This is a genomic window from Microcystis aeruginosa NIES-843 (assembly GCF_000010625.1).
In the GTDB taxonomy this organism is placed as follows: domain Bacteria; phylum Cyanobacteriota; class Cyanobacteriia; order Cyanobacteriales; family Microcystaceae; genus Microcystis; species Microcystis aeruginosa.
The window spans coordinates 4,294,066-4,318,812 of record NC_010296.1 but is presented as its reverse complement, the minus strand read 5'-3'; the positions used below and the strand labels follow the sequence as shown (position 1 = coordinate 4,318,812).

The window sequence follows — 24,747 nt, the reverse complement described above, 5'->3', positions numbered from 1 at the left end:
AATCTTTCATACAAGACGATAGTTCGCCTGAGAAGGAGTAAAACAGGGAAAATACTTGAGACTCCTTCTCCTGTGAATCGATGCGATCGCACTCTTAGGATACACTTATAAATGTGGTAAAACTTAAAATGAAAGCCAGAAAAACAATAAGGAGGTAAGGGCAGTAGCATGAACGACCAAAGTGCTGTAGATATTGAGCAATTCCTAGAGTATTTAGAAACTTCTGAGACGGCTGATGACGTGCTTCCCGAAGAAATTGAAGCGGCAGAGAAAGCCTATCAGGAGTATCTAGAAGGGCGCGATCCTGGCAAATCCTTAGTTAAGTTAAAGGCTGAATTAGGATGTGGCGTTACATCATCTTAAAACCAGCCGAGCGTTACCTAAAACGGTTACAGCCTCGTAGCCAAGAGCGTATCTTAAATGAACTGGATCAATTGCTGGTTAGTCCTACTCAGACAGATTTCAAAAAACTTAAAGGACGTGAGGGTTATCGTCTGCGAGTTGGTAATTATCGGGTATTAATGCAAGTCAATCGAGAAGAACGGCTTTTCATTATCACTGAGATCGGTTCTCGTGGTGATATTTATAAATAATACCGAATCCGACATATCGCGCTACAATCCCTCACGGAAGAGGATAGGTCGCTTGAGAAGGGGTAAAACAGGGGAAACTAATTGAGATTCCTTGCTTTGGGAGTCGCTGCTAGGGAGAGAAATATAAAGATTTATTAAATTGTAGTTTTTGATACTTTATTGGGGGGGGAGCGTGTATTGTCCTGTTGTCCGTCTTTGTTGTTGGGTTGGGCTGTTGCTTGACCTGAGATATGAGAGAGGCGATCGTACTTGAAGTAAATTTTTAGTAAAAGGATTAAGACCCATGCTAAACACCCAAACGACGTTTCAGTCGTTCAAAACTGTTTTCGGATTTACATCTGTTAGCCTTTCTACAATCCTATTTCTCAACTATGGGAAGGTAAATGCTGCAACCATCAAGATAACCGATCCCACTCCAACTTACTCTGATTCAATTCAGGAGTGTTTCGGCTTCGATAAAACGAAATATAAGGATTGTAGAAGCGATGCTTATGTAAGTACAACTGCCATTAAAGGAGCAGATGCAGTCAAACCTGGCTCTGAGTTTAGAAAATCATTTGACGCTTGGAATGCTGGCAATCTGTGGACATTAGCTAATGGCGGTGAGCTTAATGCCGTATTTGAGGTTAGCACCTTTGATGCCTTTGCGAAACCAAATGTGGGAGGAGTTGAGATACGGATTGATTTCAAATATACCGGAACAGATAGAGCTGATTTCTTTTGGTCTCAGGGATTATACGACAATTATCTCATAGGTGGCGGTATTGTCCCACCTTTTTATGAGATGGATGTTAACCCAGGTGGTCCAACTCTCCCACCGTTATATCCTTTCCAATATGCGGATCAGCATTTCTACGACAAACCAGCAGGATATTGGCCTAATAGTTTTTTCGACGCTCAAACTTTCATCTCTAAAGTTGACTATACTAACAGAGTCCTAACTATCTATGATGGAGTTAGCTGGGGATTCAAACTATCAGTCCCAGAGCCATCTGCTGGAATTGTCTCTTTTATGGCAGTTATTGGACTGATGGCATTAGTACGCCGAAATCGACAATCTTAATAACTCCTGACGGATAAGGAGGAGAAATTTGCTCTCCTCCTTAAAACAATCTATAAAACTAACTACAAGAACTCAATTGAAAATCTTTGTTGTCCTAATTTTATTGACAGTTATTCTTTTAAGTTGCTTTTCTGTTATAGTAGATAGAAAGAGTATGTCTAACAATATCGCTAATTTGGTTAAACAAGCTGAAGTGAGTGAACTTGAAGCATCATTGACAAGCGAGAAAAGCGTTTATACACTAGCAGAAAATATACGATTGAATTGGAAACTTACTAATAAAGTCAACGAAGATATTTTGCTTGTCTCTCATTATGTAACTCCCCAAGGTAACCATTATGATAATTTACAGTTGAGGGTTATCGGTGAGGGTCAAAGAGAACCCATATTGATTCCGCTTTCTACTGCTAGATATGCGACGGCTAAGATAGTTTGCCTTCTTAAACCTGGTAAAAGCTTGAGCCACACCCTAAATCTAACTGATTGGCTTCGACTAAAGAATATTGAGCTAGGGAGTGGTCATTTTGATATTACTGCTACTTATCAAGTAACAGAAAAAGAACGTTCGGTCACAAACTGGATTATGTGCGATGAAGTTAATCAAGAAGGAGAGTTTCCTCAGCAATGGCAAACAGGTTCTGCACAACCTGTATGGCATGGCATTGTCGAATCAAACAAAATACAGATTAATATTCTCGACGAGAATTAGATTGTATCATCCAAATCCACAGAAAAGGGGCTCTTCGGGAATTGTTATGCAAATAATTAACTTAAAATAAAATTCGATGAGAGCGCCTACGCTCAAAAGTAGCTGAAATCCATACAGGGAAGGACTTAAGGCACAAACAGGTTAATACCAAAAGATAGACAATTGAGTTAAGATTTGATATAATAGCCAAAAACGAGATTATTTTACTTATGATACTTGACAAATTTTTGAACCTAAAAGGAACCTGTATTCAAGGCTATCTACACCTAGAAAATATCGGTATAGTTTGCCGAATCGAATCGAAAAATCAAAAAGCAACCTGTCCTCGTTGTGGGTTAGAGAGCGATAAACTCCACCAAAATCATCGACATTTAGTCAAAGATTTACCAATCTCAGGTCAACCAGTATACCTACAAATTAATCGTCGTCAATTTAAGTGCGATAATTGTCAGAGACCCTTTAGCGAAGAGTTAGATTTTGTCGCCAAGAAACGAACCTATACGAAAAGACTAGCCGCAAATATACTCGAACAATTAAAAGAAGGAGATATTTTAAATGTTAGTCGAATAAATGACGTAACGGAAGAAGAGATTCAAAGAATGATAGAGGACATCGCCGAAGAAATTACAGAGCCAGACCTATCGGAATTAAAAAGACTAGGAATTGATGAAATCGCTCTAGTCAAAGGACAAAAAAATTACTGTGCGGTTTTAGTAAATTTAGATACGGGAAAACTAATAGCTATTCTAGAGAAGCGAACACAAGAAGAGTTGAGAGAAACGCTTACGGGCTGGGGAAAAGAGGTGTTAGAGCAAATTGAAGAAGTGAGCATAGACCTTTGGTTGCCTTATAAAAATTTGGTGAAAGAATTGATGCCATCGGCCGAAGTAGTCGCCGATAGATTCCATGTAATGAAACAAATTAATCAAGAGTTAGACGAACAGAGAAGAGCAGAAAAAAGAGCCGTAGAAGCGCAGAAAAATAAAAAACAGAAAGCGGAAAAAGAAGCGAAGCTAGAAGTTTTAAAGCGAAGTAAATATAGCCTGTTAAAAAATGAAGAAGATTTAACGGAACCCCAAAAAATTAAACTAGAAGCTATCAAAGAAAAATTCCCAAATTTGAAAAAGATGCAGGAATTAAAGGAAGAATTTAGAAAGATTTATGAAACCTCAGAGAATCCGACAGAGGGAATGCTATCCATCTCGGAATGGTTGGCAAAATCCTCCAGTGTTTTTACCAAGAGTTGTCAAACAATCCGAAACTGGTTTGGAGAAATAATTAGTTATTTCGAGCGAAGGACAACGAATGGGGTGGTCGAGGGAATCAACAATAAACTTAAACTAATAAAACGGAGAGGCTATGGCTTGAGAAACTTTCGGAATTTTTGGGTTAGAAGTATGTTATCTTGGCATCTTGTATGTTGATTTAGCATAAAGGGTAACGAAGAGCCAGAAAAGGAAACCACAAAAGTCTCCTAAAAACCATCAATGAAAAACTCTCAATAACCCCTTCATTCACTCATTTGAAGGGGTTTATTTTTACTACCTTTTTTCACCTCAAAAAAATTCCCATTGACCTTAGAAAAGGGTGAGAAACTCGGCTGGATTGATAATTGGAATCCTTTGATAAGTATCAATAATCAAAAAATCACTTTTTTTGCGATCATAACTCGTGGTTAAATTAATCTGATGTTCGCGTTAAGGCTATTTTGAGACTTCCTCAACGAGGGAATCATGGTTCCAGCCAATGACAGAATAAGGGTTTCAGCTTATCCCGAACTTACGTTAATTAGTCATCCCAATCTGAATTCCTAGGCAATAAAGTTAATCTAAACAATTGCCTGACTTAGAGAATCTTGATTCTGGTTTTTTTGTAAGAGTTGAATGGGTTGATGAGTAACCAGAGAATAGAGAACATCAGGGTCAGAAACGTTGAATCCTGTAATAAAACTTTACATTGACAAGTATGGTTCTTCGTTACTTAGTATAGTTCGATAGGGTGGCATAAATCGACTAAATTCTTATCTGGCAAGAGATTTAATTGATTAGTTCGCTCTAGATCGAAAACAATTGATAAAAATCGCCAAATGCCTTTCTCTATAAGAGTTTCATCCCTTATAACCTCCGTCCATTGCATAACACAAACCGAAGAACCTTATTTAGGGTTTGCGGCAAAAAGCTTTTCGGTGGTGGCAGGGTGTGGGGTAGTGGGGTAGTGGAGCATTTGGCTGAAATTTCCCTAAACCCCCTAAATCCCTATCACCCTATCTCCCGACTCCTGAATACTGACTCCGCGAGAGATTAACTTGCTTGGGAGGAGACAAAACCCGATAACTCGCGAAAACGGATCTCATCGCGGTGGGGATCAGAGCGACTAACTTGCACTTGAAAGCGATCGCCTAAAGATACCGAGCGCTCAAAACGATGGGGTAATTCTAACCCCAATTCCTCCAATAAAATCAAGCCTAAATTTTCCTCTTCCCGCAGCCAGCGCAACACCAAAGCTTGCCAGACTTGATCTCCCTGTCGTCGCAAAAATTCCAAACTCCAATAACGATTAGTTTGTCGTTCCACCGAGGTGGCTTCTTGGGCCGAACTAGCGACACTATAGAGAATTTCCTGCATTCTATCCCGGGTAAAAGGCAGTTGATCGCCCCGGAGATGGGCTTTTAGTTGAAAATGGGTCAAAAGGTCAGTATAACGGCGAATTGGCGAAGTTACTTGGGAATAGGTATTCAATCCCAGACTAGCATGACGGTTAGGAATCGTCGTCATCTCACTGCGCGGCATACAGCGACGCAAGGCACAGGAACGCACCGGGCCCGCGGGTAGTAAAATTAACTCCTCATCGGGGGGTAATTCCGGTTGTGGTTGTCCGCGGAAAGGCACGGGTATCTCGTGTTCCTGACAGTAGCGACCGGCGATTTCTCCGGCTAAAATCATCATTTCCGCCACTAATTGCCGAGATGGAGAAACTTCCTGCAATTCTACGATAATTTCGTCGTTATCCTTCACCTTAATGGATGATTCTGGCATTTGGATGTTAATCGATCCCTGAGATTTGCGCCATGCGTGGCGTTGTTTTGCCCAACGGTTGAGAATCCTTACTTCCGGTTCATGCTGCAGATCCAGATGTAACATTTCGTCCACATCTTCGTAGGTGAGGCGATAGGTAGGTTTAATTGTACTAGGATGAATCCGATAATCTGCGATCGCCCCTGTTTCATCGAGGATTACCCCAAAACTCAATGCGGGACAAAGTTTACCCTGTACCAAACTCATCGGACCGGCGGCCAATTCTAGGGGAAACATGGGAACCATTCCCGTGGGAAGATAAAGACTGGTACTGCGACGACGTGCTTCTAGGTCTAATTCATCATCGGGAAGCACTAAACGGCTAGGATCGGCAATATGGATCCAGAGACGATGACCACCATCCGCGAGCATTTCCACCGATAATCCGTCATCGATTTCCTCGGTACTTTCATCGTCGATGGTATAAATTTTTTGGTGGGTTAAATCGAGACGATTGTTGACATCCGCATCCGCAGGGGGATTGAGTAAATTAAGACGCGCCACATCAAGTACCTTTTTCGAGAATTGAACGGGGTAGGAACTGCGTCGCAGGAAAAGGTTTTCGTGACTACTCCACCATTTCAAATCGACTAACAATTCAAAAGCAGCCTCGGGGGTTTGGGAACGGCCCAGCAGCGAGAGTATGTCCATGGCTGCTGGATATTTTTGTTCGGGTTGGAGGATAAATTTTTCTAGAGATTCCAGACGAATTCGATCGCTTTCTGACCATTCTACCGTTTCACCGGCCAGGGCCTGTTGGAGACGTTGGAGAAATTGGCCTTTTTCCCGTTGACGCTGTTGTTCCACCTCTAGCTGGTGTTTGATTTCCTCTACCTGATTTTCCGATCGGGCCTCGTAACCATCCCCTTTATTTTTAAAATAAACTTTATCATCACTCAAGAGACAATAGGCCGCATAACAAAACTGCGGACCGCGATCGGAAAAGAGAATCTCGGCCATGGTTTCGGGAGTGACTAACTGATTTTCCCCGGCTAATAATTCCCAGGCCACTTCTAAACCACTAGGATCTAGATAGGGTTGGACTTCCCGCAGAAAATTGGCGATCTCTTTATAGTTGGATGGACCTGCTTTGATAATGTAATCGAAGCGTTGGGGACGCAGTTTATGCGGGTTTCCCCCTTGATCGATGACGATCCAATCTTTTTTACCTTCTGGGCGATCGATCACCCCTAAGCGCCTTTCTCCTTGGACTCGAAATTCTACCAGCGTTCCCTTTTCCACTGCTTCCCCTTACTGCCTATCTATTTTGTCTATTTTCTATCATCCTCGATCGATTACTCGATCGGCAAGAGCAATCATCAATCCCCACCCACTAGATGGGTATAACGTCGCAAACTGCGTTGCTATATACGCTATTTAGATGCTGAACAGCTTAGAACCAATATTATCAAAATTCTTGATCGTCCTGCGGGGTGCGTGTTCGCCAAGAAAGAGTTGGACTTAACTGATGATAAGTAGTCATGCAAAATTAATTACCCAAATAAAAAATTAAGAAGTATAATACATAAAAAAACGAAGCAGCAGGAAAATACAATGAGATTGATTAGAGACCTAAACCCCGAGAGCCAGAAAATGCTAGAGAGAATTTATCGAGCTAGTAAACATCATCAAGTAAGAGAGCGAGCGAAATGTATACTCTTAAGTTTTCAGGGAACCACGATAGAAGAATTGAGCGGAATATTTGGAGTTACGAGAAAGACCATCTATAATTGGTTGACGGCCTGGGAAGATAGAAAACTAATTGGTTTTTATAATCGTCGAGGAAGAGGGAGAAAACCTAAATTGACAGAAGCCCAAGGTCAACAAGTTATTGACTGGGTAAAAGAAGAACCGAAAAGCTTAAAAAAATCCAGATAAAAATTGTAGAAGAAGGGAAATTAACCGTAAGCAAAGACACGATAAAAAGACTTATAAAAAAAATCAACATGAGGTGGAAAAGGGTGAGAAGAGGGGTCGCCAAAACCCCTGATGAGTGGGAGCTTGAGGTCAAACTACCTATTTTAGAAGAACTAAAAAAACAGGAAAAAAGAGGAGAGATTGAGATAGGATATTTGGATGAAATGGGAGGGGATTCAAAGCCTTGTATTCCTGAGGCTTGGCAAGAAGAAAAAACCACGATAAAGTTACCACCAATTGAAGGTAAAAGACTAAATATTTTAGGAATAATGAAACGAGATAATCAATTATTTTATGAGACACAGGTCGGAACGGTTACTAGCGAGATAGTTATTAATTTTCTGGATAAATATTGCCAAAATATACAGAAAAAAACTGTCATAATAATTGACCAAGCTTCCATTCATACCAGCGAGGCATTTATGGAGAAACTTGAGGAATGGGAAAAGAAAAACTTGAAAATATTTTGGTTGCCCACTTATTCACCTCATTTAAATTTAATTGAAATATTATGGAGATTTTTAAAATATGAATGGATTGAATTTAGCGCCTATAAAGACCGAAAGAGCCTCCTCGCTTACGTTAAAAAAGTGCTGGACAATTTTGGAGGCGAGTATGTAATTAATTTTGCCTAGGTACTTATAATTGATGATATAAAAATTAGACCTGTTGTAAAAATCAAAAATTGTTCTTAGGGTTAGGGCTCTTCTGGTTTTCGTGTGTTAATTTTTGTTATGAATTAAAGCAAGCAAACAGCTTAAGTCGAAGATGTTGAAAATTGGTAAATCCATAACTCATTCTTTTAATAAGCTTTATTTTGGTATTCATTCCCTCAATTAATCCGTTGGTTGTATGATTTTCAAAGTAATTACAAATACCCTGCAAATGCTTCTGGATCATGCTGGCACCACTTTCATATAATATTCCGCCTATTCTTATCCATTTTTCCAATTTTCTCTCAGCACCTCTGAACGTTCTACTACTTTGATAAATTTGTCTAATTTCTTCTTTCATTTCCCAGGCTATTCCCAAGCAGGGATGTTCTTTCAGGATAACTTCTAGTTGTTGTTTTTGCTCGTCTTTTAAGTCCTCTTTATTCTTCCATAATAAATGAGGTAATCCTTTTTCATGCACCCCCATTAATTTTCTCAATTTATTAAGCTCGTCATTGATGATAGCCATTACATGAAAACGATCATAGATGATTTTAGCATTAGGAAATAATTCCTTGATCACTGCTGTAAATCCTGACCACATATCGACGCTCACTTCTTTCACCTTCTCCCGAACTGCCTCTGGCTGTGCTTTTAAGGCTTCCATTAATTCTTCTTGCTTATGTCCTTTAATCACATCTAGTAAAATTTTCTTGTCCAGATCTACGACCGTTGTTATGAAATCTTTGTGTCCTTTTAAGTTACTAAATTCATCTAAGCTTATTCGTTCTGGTGCTTCCCACTCTTCCTTTTCTAGTTCTTTAGCACAGTGATTAAATATTAACTCAACTTCTGACCATCCTAACCCTTCTTCTCGACTTATTTCTTCGATACTACAATTTTTTACTCTCTCATAAATCATCGATTCATAGCGAATTGTATGATGCTGTCTTAATCTCATAAAACTTAGTCTTTCGCTGATATACTTTTGGCACTTTTGACAATGAAACTGGCGGCGTGGTACTTCCAAATATACTCGATTGCCTAATATTGACAAATCTCTGACTAGATTATACTCTGTCTGATTGATTCTGTCCAAGGTTTGATGGCAATTCGGACATTCAATTGTTTCATTTAAAAGAGCGAGCTTTAGGAAAATTGTCTCATCAATTTTTTGATAATTGACCACTGTTACATTTGGTAAATCGAGGAGTTGATCAAAATTTATCCACATAACCCACCTCCTGTTCTGTGTTACTATTATACCATGCTCACACAGAACCTAGAAGAGCCGGGTTAGGAGTCAGTAGCCAATAGTCATACTAAATCTGGTTATTAAAAACTGATTATTTATTTCCGCTTTTGCCTATTGCCTATTGCCTTTTGCCTGTCCTGATATGTAGCCTATACTCAACGGATTTAGTATCACTGGTCAGGAGAATTAGAAATGAATAATAACCAATTAAATGCTCTATTTATATATTTGATGCAATTTAATTGTTATTTTTGCCGTTTTTGAACTCTTAAAAGTTATAGTCATTTCAATTAAGATTGAGAATATCAATCCCAGAGTTCATAAGGATTTTGTCGGTCTAGACTGTATCAGAATTATCTGAAATGACTATAATTATACAAGAGGTTTATTGAAGATATAGCGTTTTGCAGTCTGCTGAGGTACAAAAGTTATGGGTTTTAGGCAAAAGGGAAGAAAAATAGGTGTACCTCACTAGCTTAGGAAACGCTATAATTCCCTGGCAGAGTTATTGAAATTCTCCGCAGGGGAATAAAATTCCAGAAAATATTCAGTAGGTTGCGCTGGTCAATCCCTTATTTTTAGAGAAACAATCAAGATATTAATATTGCAGTAACGCATCAAAAACTTTTCTTTTCTTGTTGGTGCGTTACTCTACTAGACGAGTTTAGCTCAATTATTATTCACTGTCACTGCTTCCGATTCAATGACTCTAACCTGATTTTTGACTTGATAGGCAAGAACAGCTTTAACTTTGTCCTGTCCAACATAACCAGTTTTATTGCTCAAATGAAAGACAAGTTCAGAATTTTCTAGGGGTTTTAATTCAACAGTTTGGGGGACAAAACTAAAGTCTTGTAATTTACTATCAGAAACATTCCGTATTTCAATCTTTTGAATGTTGAGTTTTATTGTTGTTTCCTGAGAGTTTTCTAAGTGAACAAATACGTCAGCAAAGGCGATATCACGGTTAGGATGCGGTGACACTCCCTTGGGAGGAATTCTCTCTTCTCTAGAAACAAGTGTGATATTTTTAATTGGCAGATTTTCAGTAATAGGCATATTCATTTCCCTCATAAAATTAGTTGGTAAATTACTGGTTGGCGAGAACCTGATTGGAGAACAACCGCTACAAGTTGTTAAGACCAGAAAAAAGAAAAGTTTGCTCAAGTTAAACATCATTACCTCAATCATCCGGAGCTGATATAAGGTGGGCTTTGCCCACCTTATACTTAATATTCTACAGAGAGTGTTTTTTAGGTCGTGGTATAGCTCCAATCTGTGAAGCGTTGTTCATGCCCCGTTCCTGTGCCATTGATAATTTGATTCCAAGTGAAATTATCAGCATGACCCCAAGGATTATAGATAGTAAACAGTTGAGTTGTTGGATTGTAACCAACTAAGGTGAGAGCATGACCTGCCCAGTTAAGGAAGACAATTCGACCGGCATTAAAGGCATTAATCACAGCCGTGCGATCGCTATTGTCTAAGGTATAATCACGGACAGTGTTGCGCCCTGTAATCTGCTGAACCGTCGTATCCGACCAACCTCCGTTAATTCCTGCGTAGGAGTTGGTGTTATCTTGTCCAATCCAACCCGATTCATTAATTTGAGCATAGGCTCGTTCAGCGAGGGCCACCCATAATTCATTTCCAGTATTGTTATAAAGCAAACCCCGATCCCGGTTGGCATAATAGAAAGAGCCAGAAGCAGTCGTTGGTAAGTAACGATCGACTGTTACATAGTTAGCTACCCCATTGCGGAAGAAACGCACGGTAAAGGTACCGTCACCGTTGTCGGTGAACATATTTTGAATGGTACTAGGAGTACGGTAAGCTGTTCCTGCTAAAGCAGCTAGGAGGTAACAATCACCTAGATTACCTTGATTGATATCTTGATAGCTAACGCCACTTTGGAGCAGTGAACCACTGCAAGAACGGTAAGTTGTTCCACTGGCAGCCGTTGGACGATCTAATCCCAAGAACCATTTTCCAATCAATCGTTCCATTTGGGTTGCACTACTGCCAGCATAGAGGTTGCCTAATGTTTGACGGGTAGAACCACCACCAGTCCACCATTGGTTAGCGGTATTGCCATTCGCGATGCTATTCGAGAGAAATACCACAGGGTTCTGCATGGTAAAGCGACTAGCATTACTAACAATGGTACGCAAATCCGTTAACTCAGTGGCATCAATGACACTACCATCTTCAGCATTACGGAAAATGCTAATCATATCATTGCGGCTAAGGTTACCATCCGCAGCGAGAGAACGTGCTGTACTGATCAATCCTGCATCGCGCAGATTTTGACTAAACCAGTCACTTCCACCAGCCGAAACAGCGAGATTATAGTTGGTATTGCCACTATAGGGATAGACACGAATGTAGTAGGTGCCTGCACTCAACTGACGGGTAATGCTCTCAGAAGCCGTACCACCGTTAGTAGAGGAGGCAATCAGAGAACCGCTACTATTTAACAGTAGCACGTCCGCATCGGCGGTCATTCCGGTTAGATTGAGATTAAAGTTACCAGAATTAGCGAGGGTGAAACGATAGTAATCGTTGGTATCGGTGCTTCCTACCCAATCGGTGTAACTGGTGGTGCTGGGACCGACTGTAATCGCTCTGGCTGTGGCGAGGGTATTGCCGGCTAGGTCAACATTACCACCGCCAGTAGCCGAAACAGCGAGATTATAGTTGGTATTGCCACTATAGGGATAGACACGAATGTAGTAGGTGCCTGCACTCAACTGACGGGTAATGCTCTCAGAAGCCGTACCACCGTTAGTAGAGGAGGCAATGACAGAACCGCTACTATTTAACAGTAGCACGTCCGCATCGGCGGTCATTCCGGTTAGATTGAGATTAAAGTTACCAGAATTAGCGAGGGTGAAACGATAGTAATCGTTGGTATCGGTGCTTCCTACCCAATCGGTGTAACTGGTGGTGCTGGGACCGACTGTAATCGCTCTGGCTGTGGCGAGGGTATTGCCGGCTAGGTCAACAGAACTGGGAAGACCCACAAAACTACTTTGACCTGTTAAAAAATCATCGCCGTTAAGCCAAGAGGAAAGGGATTGGGATGATTGCCAGCGATTTTCTAGTTCTAGCCGGTATTCTTCCACAGAATTGCTTAAAAAGCCAGAATCCATGCCCTGGAGACTTTTACCGGAAACAGGGGTAATCAAATCGGAGCGTCCTAAACCTGATTCCACGACAAGGGTTGGTAACTGGAAGATATCATCTAAAACATTGCTGTCTGATAGGTTGAAACTTTGGTCAAGCATATTTTTTCTCCTTGAGTGCTTCAGATGTGAGGTCAGGGGTTGGTTCCTAACTGTCGATACTTATTTCTGAGGAGTTGGGGGTTATTTCGATATCTGCCCCCGCCTTACCGTCGATTTAGTCTCGCTCACGGCAAAATTCATCTCTGCCAAGGTCGGGGACGACTCTTGACTATCATTGCCACTCACGCTTGAGACTACACGATGCAGGGAATAGATGGACTCGTGATCAAGTGGCGGTAATTCAGCAGAAATAGAAAAATCCTAGTTAAAATTCAGAGAAGCTCGCCGGTGGAAGCGGTTTCTGCTTACTAAATTCGTCTGTGATCCTGTATTCATGGCCTTTCACCATGTTGACTTGGACAGTACAATCGCATAGTATATAAGTCAGGTAAAAACTTTGATTGATATACACTGGGGGTGCGATCTAATCGTATGCACTGCCTGGGTCTTTGGTGCCTCAATAAAGATTCTTTCTCTACCAGCAATTGTACCTATTTCCTGTAGCAAAAGTAGCAGGTAGCAAGTTATTGACACAAATCGCAAAGTATTTGTAACTAAATTTTTACGAAATAGATGTTGATGTCGCTTCCCTCCTGCGGGACGGCAAGAAAGGAGTGAGAAAATACATATAAATGTACTACCAGAGGTAGCATTAGCCCAAAATTCTGCGATCAATGCTTTAAAAAGGGAAAATGAGCTAAATTTCCCCCACAAGTAACCTCTATTAATCCCCACCCACTAGATAGGTATAACGTCGCAAACTGCGTTCATAATCCTGTAGTAGTAACTGGGATTCTTCCACAGTCATGCGATTTTCCTGCAAAGCTTGTTCACAACGAAGACGAATTCTTTCTAACAGGTCTTCCGCAGAATACTGCACATAACTTAATACTTCCGTGATCGTATCTCCTTTGACTAGATACTCGATATCGTACCCCTTGGGACTCATCTGAATATGTACCACGTTAGTATCGCCAAAAAGATTATGTAAATTGCCCATAATCTCTTGATAAGCACCCACCAAAAACATTCCTAGATAATAGGGTTCTGGAGAATGTTTCCCGTTTTTGTACTCCAACGGATGCAATTCTAAAACTGATTTTATGTCCCCGCGCAAATCGATAAACTGGGCAATTTTCCCGTCACTATCACAGGTTAAATCGGCGAGAATTCCTCTTTGAGTAGGTTCTCGATCAAGACGATGGATCGGCATAATTGGAAATAGTTGATCGATCGCCCAACTATCGGGAACTGACTGAAAAACCGAGAGATTGGCATAATAAATTGAGGCCATAATTTGCTCTAAGTCTTCCAAGTCATCGGGAACATAATCCTCTTGTCGGGCCACTTGCAGAATTTTGTGACAACAAGCCCAGTACAATTGTTCGGCTCTAGCTCGTTCCTTGAGACTGAGATAACCGAAATTAAACAGACTAATCGCCTCCTCTTTGAACTGTCCCGCATCGTGATAAGCTTCCTGATAATTGCGCTCATCGATACCCGTGTAGGTTTCCCAGAGATTACGGAGGATGAGGTGTTCTTTCCCATTGCAGGGATCGGGAGGGTTTTGGGGAACCTCACTACTTCCCAAGATATCAAAGACTAACACCGATTGATGAGAAGCGATCGCCCGGCCACTTTCACTGATGAGAATTGGGGGTGAAATCTGGGCATCTTCACAAGCTTCCTTGACCTCGGCCACGATATCATTGGCATAATTCTGCATATTGTAGTTTTTTGAGGCGTAGAAGTTAGTTTTTGAGCCATCGTAATCGACCCCTAAACCACCCCCCACATCGAGATAGGTCATATTTGCCCCTAATTTCGCTAATTCCACATAAATCTGACTAGCTTCGCGAATAGCATCCTTAATGACGCTAATAGCGGAGATTTGCGACCCGATATGATAGTGCAGCAGTTGCAGACAATCTAACATCCCCGCTTGTTCTAATTCCGTCACCACCGTCAAGATTTCCGGGACGGTTAAACCGAATTTTGCCCGGTCTCCCGTGGAACATCCCCAACGGCCCACCCCTTTTGTCCCCAGTTTCGCACGCACTCCCAAATGTGGGGCAATTCCTAACTGACGACTGACCCGCAGGGTTAAATATAATTCTTCCAATTGTTCGATGACAATCAAAGGCCGATGACCGAGACGAGTGGTCAAAAGAGCGGTTTCGATGTATTCTTTGTCCTTATAGCCGTTACAAATTAGCAATGGTTGTGTTTTGTCATTTTTGCCGTTTAAGGCTGGTTCTAGGGTAGCTAAAGCAATCATTAGCTCTGGTTTTGAACCAGCCTCCAACCCAAATTGATAGGGTTTACCAAAACGCACTAAAGACTCGACGATGTGACGGTGTTGATTGCACTTGATCGGATAGACACCGCGATAGACATTGGGATAATTATAACGGGCGATCGCTCGGCTAAAACAGGCATTCAGGCGCTCGATCCGATCCTCAAGGATGTCACTAAACCGAATTAACAGGGGTAAACCGATATTTCGCCGCTTAATCGCCGAAACTAACTCGTATAAGTCCAAAGAACCGCCCCTTTCTCCCTGAGGCGAGACGGTAATATTTCCTGCGGCATTGATCGAGAAATAGGGTTCTCCCCAGCCTTGGATGCGATAGAGATTTTCGCTATCTTCGATCGACCAATGTTTGACGGGGGCAACTTTTTCGAGGTTGTTACCGTCAGAAGGGGTCAGATCAAGTTGAGATAATTGCTTTTCTTGTTTCTTAAGTTGAGTTTTACCCGCCATTGTCTATCGATCGCTCCGTGTGAGACTCCGATCTTCTATCTTAAGTCAGACTTCCTGTCTGCGACCAAGATTCTGATCATGATAGAATTTACTCTCTAGGCTCGATCTCTAGGAATAGTCATCTATATAAATTCAAGGCTATGCAGTTATTAGACTCAAAAGGACGTTTATTCGGTAAATTTAGCTTGCTTGATATTGGAGCAGCCTTAGTAATTTTATTGACAATTATCGGTATTTTTGTTGTACCGGGGACAAGTGGTAAAAGTACCATCGCTCAAGTTACCAAAGAACCCATAGAAGTGGATGTTATTGTCCGGGGTTTAAGTGTTCTCAATCCCAATGCTTTGATTAATCAATTCAATACCGAGAAGAAAACTAATATTGTTATTCGTAATCAACCGGCTGGTCAAGTGGATATAAAAAATGTTAAACCTTTAGCGAGAAATGTCTTAGTTCCGCAGCCGGATGGTAGTGTGAAAGTCCTACCCGATCCCCGCACGGAAAACTATTCTCAAGATATGATTATGACTCTCAGTGGTCAAGCGGAAGTTACTGATACTGGTGCGGTTGTTGGCGGTCAAAAGGTGAAAATTGGCACTTTAATCGAGTTAGAAGGAGATAATTATAATTTCAACACCAGTGTTATCGATGTCCGTTTACCAAAAAGGTCTTAGTTAGTAAACAGTGAGCAGTAAACAGTGAAAAGACAGCAGGAAACTTCCATGTAACACTGCTCACTTGAAAACTCAAATCTGATAACTGATAACTGATAACTGATAACTGATAAGAGGATTAACTGCTATTTATACACCGCCTTTAGCTCGTTTGATCGAGCAGTTACAAAAATTACCCGGGGTGGGACCCAAAAGCGCTCAACGTCTGGCCCTCTATATTCTCAAACGACCGGAACAAGATGCGATCGAATTGGCCCAGGCGATCGTAGCAGCGAAAAAACAAGTAGGATTATGTCAGGTTTGTTTTCATCTTTCGGCCGAACCAATCTGCGAAATTTGCCGCAATCCTAACCGAGAAACGGGGACTATCTGTGTGGTAGCTGACTCCAGAGATGTGATTGCTTTGGAGAAAACAAGGGAATATTCGGGCAAATATCACGTTTTAGGGGGTGTCATCTCACCCATGGATGGGATTGGTCCAGATCAATTAAATATACAGTCTTTAGTCACCAGAGTCAGCCAGAAAAAAATTCAGGAAGTTATTTTAGCTATCAGTCCCAGTGTCGAAGGGGAAACCACGACTTTGTATATCGGGGGTTTACTGAAACCCTTCACTAAAGTTACCCGTATCGCTTTTGGGTTGCCGATGGGCGGCGATCTAGAATACGCTGATGAAGTAACTTTAGCGAGAGCTTTAGAAGGTCGTCGGGAATTGTAAAATCTCGCCAAGGTTGGGATTAAGTAGGGTTTGCTGAATAAATGTGAAATGTAGGCAAGGTAAGGGTTTTGTGGCTTTTCTCGTGAAACAGGTGCAAGATTTTGAAAGAATCGTGCTTCAACACCTTGCGTCTTCATCGGCCCGTGTCCTGTAGGGGCGAAGCATTCGGGCAATAACCTATCGGTGAAACGTAGATTTTCTATCCGAATGCTTCGCCCGTACTTTTTGCCGCAAACCCTAAGTAGGGAGGCACAATTATTTGTAGGATGGGTTAGCGGTAGCGTAACATGAGCGGGCGTTGGGTTTCATGCTTCAACCCAACCTACGTTCATCTTATATTTAATTCCACCTACCTACTTAGACATTATTGAGGACAATTATTCAGCTCGACTACTCAAAGGATTATTGAGATTGCTAGTGCCAGGACGTTTAACATTATGGGATTGTAGGAGTGAGATCGCCTGTTGGTACTGGGGATCATCCTTAGTTCCCACCAAAGAAGGATCATCGCGGAAGCGCAGCTGTTGTTCCTGGGTTAACTCGATCTGCACATCGGGTTTAATGCCTTTTTTGTAGATATTTTCGCCGTTGGGGGGATAATAACGGGCAATTGTCACCGCTAAACCGGAACCATCGGAGAGGGTGTGTACCGATTGGACGGTACTCTTGCCATAGGTCGATGTACCGACTAAAGTCGCCCGGCCATTTTCTTTCAGCGCCCCGGCGAGGATTTCGCTGGCGCTGGCGGAACCTTTATTGACCAAGACCACGAGGGGTAAATCGGTAATAGCGGTGTTATTGGCGATAAATTGGCGATCACCGCCTCGTCGATCGATGGTGCTAACGATTTTGCCCTGTTTCATCCACATACGAGCGATATCGACACTAGCAAATAGTAACCCGCCGGGGTTGCCCCGCAGATCGAGAACATAGCCGGATACCTGTTGTTGACTTAATTCCTCGATCGCCTCTTTCATTTGTTCGGCTGCGTGGGAACTAAATTCATCCAGTTTGATATAACCAACTTTCACCCCACCTTCCTGTTTAAGGGTATAGCTAACCGAGGGGATTTCGATATCTACCCGGGTCAAAGTCACTTCAAATACCCCTCGATCGGGACGGGCAAGCTGTAAACTAACGCTAGTACCCACTGCTCCCTGTAGAGCTTCCATTGCTTGTTCTAAGGTCATTAAAGCGGTGGGTTTGCCATTAATTCTGATCAGGCGATCGCCGCTTTTTACTCCTGCTTCCTTGGCGGGGGATTTTTTCACCGTATCGACAACGACCAGATCGCTAGTGCGTTTATCAAGGGCTAAACGTACCCCAATTCCCGATAATTCTCCGGAAGTTTGACTGGTGAGGACAGAAAATTCCCTAGGAGTTAAAAAACGGGTATAAGTATCACCCAATTCCTTTAAAGCTTCCCGAATTGCCGTGTAAGCTTGTTGGGGATTAGTATAATTTCTGCTTAACAATTCTTGACGTTTTTTTTGCCAATCGATTTGATGAAAACTACGATCTACAAATTCATTATTAACAATTTGCCAAACCTGGTCGATGACTGCTTTCGGGTTATCTTCTAAGGGTTTTTCCCCTTTGGCTGCGGGGGTAAGGACCATCAGGGAACTAACTGCTAGGGTAGCGATCGCACCTCCAGATAGGAGTTTCTGCACGGAAACGAACGAGGGACGCGACTGGTTCATAAAGACAAAGCCAAAATAAGATTGACGTTTAGATAAAGCCATTCAAAAAGCGGGAGCATTTTGCCTTCGAGGGAGGTGAGGAGCAGTGTTAACTACGACTTTCGTATAGATAGGGGAGTTCCTTGTCTGGCTCTAATATCCACTATAATTCTACTTCTAGAAAATCGAGTAATATCTGGCGATGAATTTTTCCTAAAGAACGAGTCTGATTAATCTTCTCGGAGTAGTATTCCCCTTGACGGATGGCAGCCGGAGGTAATAAAGCTAAATCTTGTCCTTCTGTTTGCACTAATTTTTCTAATCCCAAGGTCAGGGGTACATGATAAAGATAACGAGAGAGATTATCATCGTTATAAGAGCGAAAATAGCGTAAACTAGGCGCTTCGTAGTTAATTTCTTCTTTTAACTCTCGTTTTAACCCTATTTCTGGACTTTCACCCGCTTCTAAGTGACCACCAAATAAACCCCACACCCCCGGATAGAGAATCGTCGGGATGTCGTCGCGCAACTGCATTAAAAATCGACCGTCCTGTTCCAAAATCGCCAAAGCAACAAATATCATCAGTTATCAGTTATCAGTTATCAGTTATCAGTTATTGGTTTTTGGTATTTTCTTGGCAGGTTTTTAGAATAGCCCAAAGCATTTTACCAATTTCCTCCGCATCATCATTGATACTTTGAAAGGCTCTTTCCTCTATGTAATTCGTGTCTTTCAATAGAGACAGCCAATACTTTGTTTCTAGACATTCCTTCATAAGCTATTGACATTTTAGCTCGAAAATCAGCGTTAGAAATAGCTCCATTAGCCTCGGAAATGTTAGCCCCGATTGAAGTGCCACTCCTTAATAACTGTTTTGACAAAATATATTCTTGTTTAGTCTCACAAAAATATTTATAGCCTTTAACAATCCTAAGGGCAAATTTATAAGCTTTGTCATAAACTTTACTCTCCATCTGTTTGCCCCGCTACTGTTTACTGTTTACTGTTTACTGTTTACTGTTTACTGTTTACTGTTTACTGTTTACTGTTTACTGTTTTTCTCGCTTTGTTTATGGGGTAAAAAGAAGGCATCGAGGGGGTCTGGGACGGGTTTAACCACTGCGGGGGGTTTGGGGGGAATCGCTTCTGCGACGGGTTGCACGGGTGGATTGGGTTTAACGGGGGTAACGACGGGAGTTTCTGGGGGTTTCGTTTCAGCTGCGCTGGGAATTGTCACCTGTCGGGGATTTTCGAGGGGTTTAGTTGAAACCGGGGGAGAATTGTTTTCTGGGGGTTTAACTTCTGAGGTGGGGGAGGGTTTAATTTCTGGGGACGGGGAGGGAGTAGGAAGAGAATTAACCGCTACTGCATCCATCTGTTCTAATTCCACCACATACAATTCGTTAACGGTTTGGGAACCCTGGGGAATAGCTTCAAAGTCAATTTTGCCCTTAATGACGATTTCTTCGCCTTGACGGGGTAATTTATTGCTATTGGTGCGAATCCAAATCTTACCAGACTTATCCTGCAAAAGATAGGCTCCTCCCGCTAAAAAAGGGGCATAATTGCTCACGGTTCCCCTAAGATAAACTAAAGTGCCTTTTGGTTTTTCCTGTAATTGCTCGATCGCTGTTAGGGGAGGATCACCGATGTAGGGAACGGCAATACCTAGGTCAGCAAGGGTACTACAACCGAATAACCCTAGCAATAATAATAAACTGCTGATGCGCGCTACACGAGTCTGAATAGACATTCTTGCTTTAACCTTAACGAGTGCCATTAGCCAATCTTTTTGACCATAGAATAGATCCGAAAGATTTTTGTTCTCGGTATTATCATAGAATGTCCGTAACTACTTGCCAAATTCTCGACGGGAAAGCCTTAGCTCAAAAAATCCAACTTGGTCTAGGAGAGCGCATCCAGACGCTAAAATCTCCAATGGGACGACCTCCGGGGTTAGCGGTGTTGATGGTGGGGGATAATCCCGCTAGTGCCGTTTATGTCCGCAATAAGGAGAAAGCTTGTACTAAAATCGGTATGGCCTCTTTTGGTCGTCATTTTTCCACCGATACAAGTGAACTAGAAATTTTAGCGGAAATTGTCCGTCTCAATCAAGATGAGCGGGTGGACGGGATTTTAATTCAATTACCCTTACCTAAGCATTTAGATGCGGTTTCCCTTCTCTACCAAATTGACCCGAAAAAAGATGCTGATGGTTTACATCCTCTCAATTTAGGCGGTTTAGTGCGGGGTGAGGACTGTATCCGCAGTTGTACTCCTGCGGGGGTCATGGCACTCCTGAAAGAATATAATATTCCCATAGCTGGTAAGCACGCGGTGGTGGTGGGTCGCAGTATTCTAGTGGGGAAACCTTTAGCTTTAATGTTATTGGAGGAAAACGCTACGGTGACTATTGCTCACTCGCGCACGGAAAATCTGGCAGAAATAACCAGAAGTGCCGATATTTTAGTACCTGCTGTCGGTAAAGCCAATTTAATCACTAAAGATATGGTAAAACCTGGTGCAGTGGTGGTGGATGTGGGGATTAATCGCGTCGCTGACCGTTTGGTGGGCGATGTGGACTATGCTGGGGTTTTAGAAGTGGCTAGTTATCTTACTCCTGTCCCCGGGGGTGTCGGTCCGATGACGGTGGCAATGTTATTAAAAAATACCTTGTTAAGTTACGAACGCAAGTTATAAATCCGCAGCTACCAGCTATCAGCTATTCAGTAATTCTACCGATACAATTTTGTCAATCTAGCAAGTTGGGATTTTTACGGGGAAACTCTCTTTTAAAATTGGGCTTTACTTTTGATTTTATTACTCAATCCAAGCTTTTGGGGGGTTCTACCCCCCAAACCCCCCGTTGGGGGCGTGGCGCCGCCCCCAAACCCCCCGCGCATTAGTTTTTCGGTGGGATGCTTACAGGCAGCCGCTGACGCATCTGTAATAATTTAGGGTTTGCTGGTTTCTGTGTGGAAATGAGGTCTATACTGATAGTTTGTTTAACAAAATAGTCCTAAAAGTCTTTCCCAGTAAACATTTCACGATTTCATAAGCAAAAATTATCACACAAAGTCGAGAAGAGCCATAATTTAAGAGTCACTGATAATTGCTGATTGTCGGTATTTCTGCAAGTGTGAGATGCACCTCCTTGATTTTTTTTTAACTATCTTGGTAGAATTTGAGAAAACTGAATAGACTAGGAGCTTTTCGGTCATGATCTTTATTATCCCGATTATTCTTGGTGCGGCTGCCTTAGTTACTGCTGGTGTGGGAGTTAGTGCGGGTGCTAATGGTGTCTCCAAGCTACAAAAGGCGGAAAAAATTGGCAAAAGTGCCGAACAAAGATATAAAAAAGCCAATAAATCTCTAGAAAAAAAGTTTCAAGCTACCCAAAAATTTGCGGAAGAATACGGTCAACTGCAAATTAATGTCAAAATCAACACTATCGGCAGATTTGTTAAGTTTGTTCGACGAATTGATCAAAGAAATAGTCAAAGAATTGGTCAAAATTACTCCCCATCCCATCAACGCTTCTTAGAAGGGTTTGAGGGATTTTCTGCCCAACAATTCAAGGAATTTAAAGCAGAAGTGTTAGACGCACAAAGTTTGGCTGTGGGGAGTTTAAAAGTAGTGGGAGTCGCTTCGGCAGCCAGTCAGGGAACCCTAGGATTAATTGGTCTTTTCGGTACTGCTAGTACAGGAACAGCAATTAGTGGACTTAGTGGGGCAGCTGCTTGGAATGCTACCTTAGCATGGTTAGGAGGTGGTTCTTTAGCTGCCGGTGGTGGTGGCATGGCTTTGGGAACAGTGGTTTTAGGAGGTATTACCGTCGGACCTGCTTTAATGATTGGTGGTTTTGTCTTAGGAGGAGAAGGCAAAAAAGCCCTAAGTAAAGCTATCGAATACGCCAAGGAAGTGAATAATAAAATAGCTCAGTTAGATAAAAGTAAGAGTTTTTTAGGACAAGTTCAGCGCAGAATTAAGGAGTTACAATACCTCGTTAATAGTCTGAATAGTAGAGCTATTCAGAGTTTAACCGAACTGGAGTCACGAGCTAATTTTAATCCTCATCTAGAGGAAGACGTGGCCAAGTTTCGGGAGGTACTACTTTTAATTAAAGCTTCATCGGAAATCATGAAACTGCCTATCCTAGACGAAAAGGGGAAATTAACCAAAGCAACGGAAAATCTCGGAGAAAAGTACCGCCATCTCTTAGAAAAATAATAGTAGGATGCCTGCCAGAAATAAAGAAAATGGTATCATAAACGCTCTAGAATTTAATTTAATAAATATTACCGAGTATTTCAATTAAAGTTAACTCTATTTCTGGAAAGGATTCAATAAAAATACTTTCACCTCGATAATATTTCTGAATAGCTTGATAACTACCATGCAGCGGATGACGATAAACTTCTAAACATTCCTCCTTGAGATTGATAATCCAAACCTCTTTAATATTTGCTTCTGCATAAAGAGGAATTTTAGTATAGCGATCATAATCGAGGGTAGAATCAGAAACTTCAATAATTAAATAAATATCTTGAGGACAAGGATAGGCAGCAACATAAAAATCCGATCGAGGTATTAGTAAACTTAAATCTGGTTCTGGTTGAGAATTATTATTTAATCTAATCGGATTTTGCACTCCTAAGAGAATAAGATCGCCAAATTTTCGATAAAATAACTGTGTTAATCTAGCTATACAGGCAGCATGACGGGTTCCCATCGGTGACATTTTGATAATTTCTCCTCGAATTAATTCCACTTTTTCATCGGGTTTGATTATTCCCTCGGTTGTCATTTTTTCGTATTCTTCCACCGTAAACTTACGGGTAATCAGTGATAAAGACATTTTAACTACACTCCTAATATTTCTGCAATAGTGAATTCTATATCGGGAAAAGATGTCATAAAAACCCTCTCATTTATAGAGTATTTCTGAATAGCTTGATAACTACCATGCAGAGGATGGCGATAAACTTCTAAACATTTTTCCTTGAGATTGACGATCCAAACTTCTTGAATATTTGCCTCCGCATAAAGAGGAATTTTAGTATAGCGATCATAATCGAGGGTAGAATCGGAAACTTCAATAACTAAATAGATATCTTGAGGACAAGGATGGGCAGCAACATAAAAATCCGATCGAGGTATTAGTAAACTTAAATCTGGTTCTGGTTGAGAATTATTATTTAATCTAATCGGATTTTGAACTCTGAGAATAATTTTCTGTCCTAATTTTTGATAAAGTAATTGTATTAATCGATCTATACCAGCAGCATGACGGGTTCCCATCGGTGACATTTTGATAATTTCTCCTCGAATTAATTCCACTTTTTCATCGGGTTTGATTATTCCCTGGGTTGCCATTTTTTCGTATTCTTCCACCGTAAACTTACGGGTAATCAGCGATAAAGACATTTTAACTAAACTCCTACTTTCTCTTTATTCTATCTGGACAGCCTTGCAAGGGGGGAATTATCGGTATTTAAACCATTAATCGGGGGGATAAACTAACTTTTTGGGGACTTGTACTGATTCTTCGGGAAAAATCAGCGCTTGCCATGGCGACAAAACCGCTAAATCTAACGTCTAGAAAGCTGGGGTCGGATCGAAACTGCCCCAAAAAAGCTACTATAGGTCAGTTGTCGATGTTAGAAAAAATAGCCGTTCCCATCAGGAACATTAAGTCGAGAAATTTTATGGTTAAGCGAAAACAGCCTTATAGTTTAATTTATCTGCTCACTCTGGTGATCGGTTTAGTCATAGCGATCGCACCTGACGGACAAGCACAAACCCCCGACTCTAACAATCCCACCAGCGATCCTAACGAATTAAAACCCTTAAATCAAGCCGATAGTGTCCTGAGTCTTCAGGGGGGACAACGTTTAGTGGAAGAAGCGAACGCCGCTATTAATGCCGCTAAATACGATGTCGCTGTGGACAAACTCAATCAAGCGCGCCGGATTTTTAACCAACTATCTAACTATCATCTGCAATTAGCTAATAGTTTCTCAGGAATTGACCCGAAAGTATTCGATTCTCAGCGTCAAAGTGCTTTAAACACCGGACAACTGCGGGATGAAGCCACCTATCAGCTTGCTTTAGTTCATAGGGCGCAAAATCAGCCAGAATTGGCGGTTCCTTTGTTAATTCAGGTGATTCAATCCCAAAACCCCACCAGTGAATTAGGACAAAAAAGCTATCAACAACTCTACGAGATGGGATTTGTCAGTACACCCATCTCCGCACCGACTCCCACCTCCGCAACTCCTAACAACTCCCCCCCACAGCAGTAAATTTTGTCCCCATTGACGAGCTTTCGGTAACAATGGGATCAGAGTATCTTTA

Annotated in this window: 20 protein-coding genes and 2 pseudogenes; 11 read left to right on the top strand and 11 right to left on the bottom strand. The window is 41.6% G+C overall.

Annotation, left to right across the window (positions count from 1 at the left end; genetic code table 11):
* The first annotated feature begins 168 nt into the window (after positions 1-168).
* The 5 genes from MAE_RS20395 (at position 169) to MAE_RS20375 (ending at position 3,789) form a co-directional block, all read left to right on the top strand.
* On the top strand, positions 169-363 hold the full coding sequence (locus tag MAE_RS20395) for a hypothetical protein (protein ID WP_004162545.1): 195 nt from the start codon (positions 169-171) through the stop codon (positions 361-363).
* On the top strand, positions 342-593 hold the full coding sequence (locus tag MAE_RS20390) for a type II toxin-antitoxin system RelE family toxin (protein ID WP_004162546.1): 252 nt from the start codon (positions 342-344) through the stop codon (positions 591-593). The genes MAE_RS20395 and MAE_RS20390 overlap by 22 nt, the downstream gene beginning before the upstream one ends.
* A gap of 283 nt (positions 594-876) precedes the next feature.
* The gene (locus MAE_RS20385) at positions 877-1,656 is read left to right on the top strand and encodes a hypothetical protein (protein ID WP_004162547.1); all 780 of its coding nucleotides are present in this window, start codon (positions 877-879) and stop codon (positions 1,654-1,656) included.
* Positions 1,657-1,810: 154 nt separating this feature from the next.
* Positions 1,811-2,365 carry a hypothetical protein gene (locus MAE_RS20380; protein WP_012267239.1) on the top strand — a complete coding sequence of 185 codons (555 nt, stop codon included), beginning with the start codon at positions 1,811-1,813 and terminating at the stop codon, positions 2,363-2,365.
* A 209-nt stretch (positions 2,366-2,574) separates the two neighbouring features.
* Positions 2,575-3,789 carry an ISL3-like element ISMae36 family transposase gene (locus MAE_RS20375; RefSeq protein WP_012266465.1) on the top strand — a complete coding sequence of 405 codons (1,215 nt, stop codon included), beginning with the start codon at positions 2,575-2,577 and terminating at the stop codon, positions 3,787-3,789.
* Positions 3,790-4,665: 876 nt separating this feature from the next.
* On the opposite strand, the gene MAE_RS20370 is transcribed toward MAE_RS20375, so the two are convergent.
* The gene (locus tag MAE_RS20370) at positions 4,666-6,681 is read right to left on the bottom strand and encodes a ribonuclease catalytic domain-containing protein (protein ID WP_012267238.1); all 2,016 of its coding nucleotides are present in this window, start codon (positions 6,679-6,681) and stop codon (positions 4,666-4,668) included.
* Positions 6,682-6,993: 312 nt separating this feature from the next.
* Between MAE_RS20370 and MAE_RS20365 the strand changes: the two are divergent.
* Positions 6,994-7,991, top strand: a pseudogene (locus tag MAE_RS20365) (IS630-like element ISMae24 family transposase).
* A 97-nt stretch (positions 7,992-8,088) separates the two neighbouring features.
* Here MAE_RS20365 and MAE_RS20360 read toward each other — a convergent pair.
* The 4 genes from MAE_RS20360 to speA form a co-directional block, all read right to left on the bottom strand.
* Positions 8,089-9,243 (bottom strand): ISL3-like element ISMae37 family transposase, encoded by a 1,155-nt coding sequence (locus MAE_RS20360; protein WP_012263878.1) that lies wholly within the window; start codon positions 9,241-9,243, stop codon positions 8,089-8,091.
* A 690-nt stretch (positions 9,244-9,933) separates the two neighbouring features.
* Entirely contained in the window at positions 9,934-10,323 is a 390-nt protein-coding gene (locus MAE_RS20355; protein WP_050766310.1) for a hypothetical protein, read from the bottom strand.
* Between the two features lie 194 nt (positions 10,324-10,517).
* Positions 10,518-12,551, bottom strand: a complete 2,034-nt coding sequence (locus MAE_RS27985) for a pre-peptidase C-terminal domain-containing protein (protein WP_012267234.1) — start codon at positions 12,549-12,551, stop codon at positions 10,518-10,520.
* A gap of 724 nt (positions 12,552-13,275) precedes the next feature.
* Entirely contained in the window at positions 13,276-15,315 is a 2,040-nt protein-coding gene (gene speA / locus MAE_RS20345) for a biosynthetic arginine decarboxylase (RefSeq protein WP_012267232.1), read from the bottom strand.
* Positions 15,316-15,455: 140 nt separating this feature from the next.
* Between speA and MAE_RS20340 the strand changes: the two genes are divergently transcribed.
* Positions 15,456-15,989 (top strand): DUF4330 domain-containing protein, encoded by a 534-nt coding sequence (locus MAE_RS20340; RefSeq protein WP_004162056.1) that lies wholly within the window; start codon positions 15,456-15,458, stop codon positions 15,987-15,989.
* 127 nt (positions 15,990-16,116) lie between these two features.
* The gene (gene recR / locus MAE_RS20335; RefSeq protein ID WP_043999193.1) at positions 16,117-16,707 is read left to right on the top strand and encodes a recombination mediator RecR; all 591 of its coding nucleotides are present in this window, start codon (positions 16,117-16,119) and stop codon (positions 16,705-16,707) included.
* Between the two features lie 377 nt (positions 16,708-17,084).
* Here the strand turns inward: recR and ctpB are convergent, their stop codons facing one another.
* From ctpB to MAE_RS20315, 4 genes and pseudogenes are all read right to left on the bottom strand, one after another.
* The gene (ctpB, locus tag MAE_RS20330; RefSeq protein ID WP_012267231.1) at positions 17,085-18,410 is read right to left on the bottom strand and encodes a carboxyl-terminal processing protease CtpB; all 1,326 of its coding nucleotides are present in this window, start codon (positions 18,408-18,410) and stop codon (positions 17,085-17,087) included.
* A 142-nt stretch (positions 18,411-18,552) separates the two neighbouring features.
* The gene (locus MAE_RS20325) at positions 18,553-18,972 is read right to left on the bottom strand and encodes an NUDIX hydrolase (protein ID WP_004162555.1); all 420 of its coding nucleotides are present in this window, start codon (positions 18,970-18,972) and stop codon (positions 18,553-18,555) included.
* Between the two features lie 31 nt (positions 18,973-19,003).
* Positions 19,004-19,364, bottom strand: a pseudogene (locus tag MAE_RS20320) (four helix bundle protein).
* A gap of 68 nt (positions 19,365-19,432) precedes the next feature.
* Entirely contained in the window at positions 19,433-20,143 is a 711-nt protein-coding gene (locus MAE_RS20315; protein WP_041804237.1) for a nucleic acid-binding protein, read from the bottom strand.
* A gap of 89 nt (positions 20,144-20,232) precedes the next feature.
* Between MAE_RS20315 and folD the strand changes: the two genes are divergently transcribed.
* Together folD and MAE_RS20305 are read left to right on the top strand one after the other, a co-directional pair.
* Complete coding sequence (folD, locus tag MAE_RS20310) at positions 20,233-21,090, top strand: bifunctional methylenetetrahydrofolate dehydrogenase/methenyltetrahydrofolate cyclohydrolase FolD (RefSeq protein WP_012267228.1); 858 nt, start codon at positions 20,233-20,235, stop codon at positions 21,088-21,090.
* Between the two features lie 519 nt (positions 21,091-21,609).
* The gene (locus MAE_RS20305) at positions 21,610-22,620 is read left to right on the top strand and encodes a hypothetical protein (protein WP_012267227.1); all 1,011 of its coding nucleotides are present in this window, start codon (positions 21,610-21,612) and stop codon (positions 22,618-22,620) included.
* Positions 22,621-22,678: 58 nt separating this feature from the next.
* Here the strand turns inward: MAE_RS20305 and MAE_RS20300 are convergent, their stop codons facing one another.
* Together MAE_RS20300 and MAE_RS20295 are read right to left on the bottom strand one after the other, a co-directional pair.
* On the bottom strand, positions 22,679-23,248 hold the full coding sequence (locus MAE_RS20300) for a Uma2 family endonuclease (protein WP_012267226.1): 570 nt from the start codon (positions 23,246-23,248) through the stop codon (positions 22,679-22,681).
* 5 nt (positions 23,249-23,253) lie between these two features.
* On the bottom strand, positions 23,254-23,817 hold the full coding sequence (locus MAE_RS20295; protein ID WP_012267225.1) for a Uma2 family endonuclease: 564 nt from the start codon (positions 23,815-23,817) through the stop codon (positions 23,254-23,256).
* A gap of 230 nt (positions 23,818-24,047) precedes the next feature.
* Between MAE_RS20295 and MAE_RS20290 the strand changes: the two genes are divergently transcribed.
* The gene (locus tag MAE_RS20290) at positions 24,048-24,695 is read left to right on the top strand and encodes a hypothetical protein (protein ID WP_002760602.1); all 648 of its coding nucleotides are present in this window, start codon (positions 24,048-24,050) and stop codon (positions 24,693-24,695) included.
* Positions 24,696-24,747 lie beyond the last annotated feature (52 nt).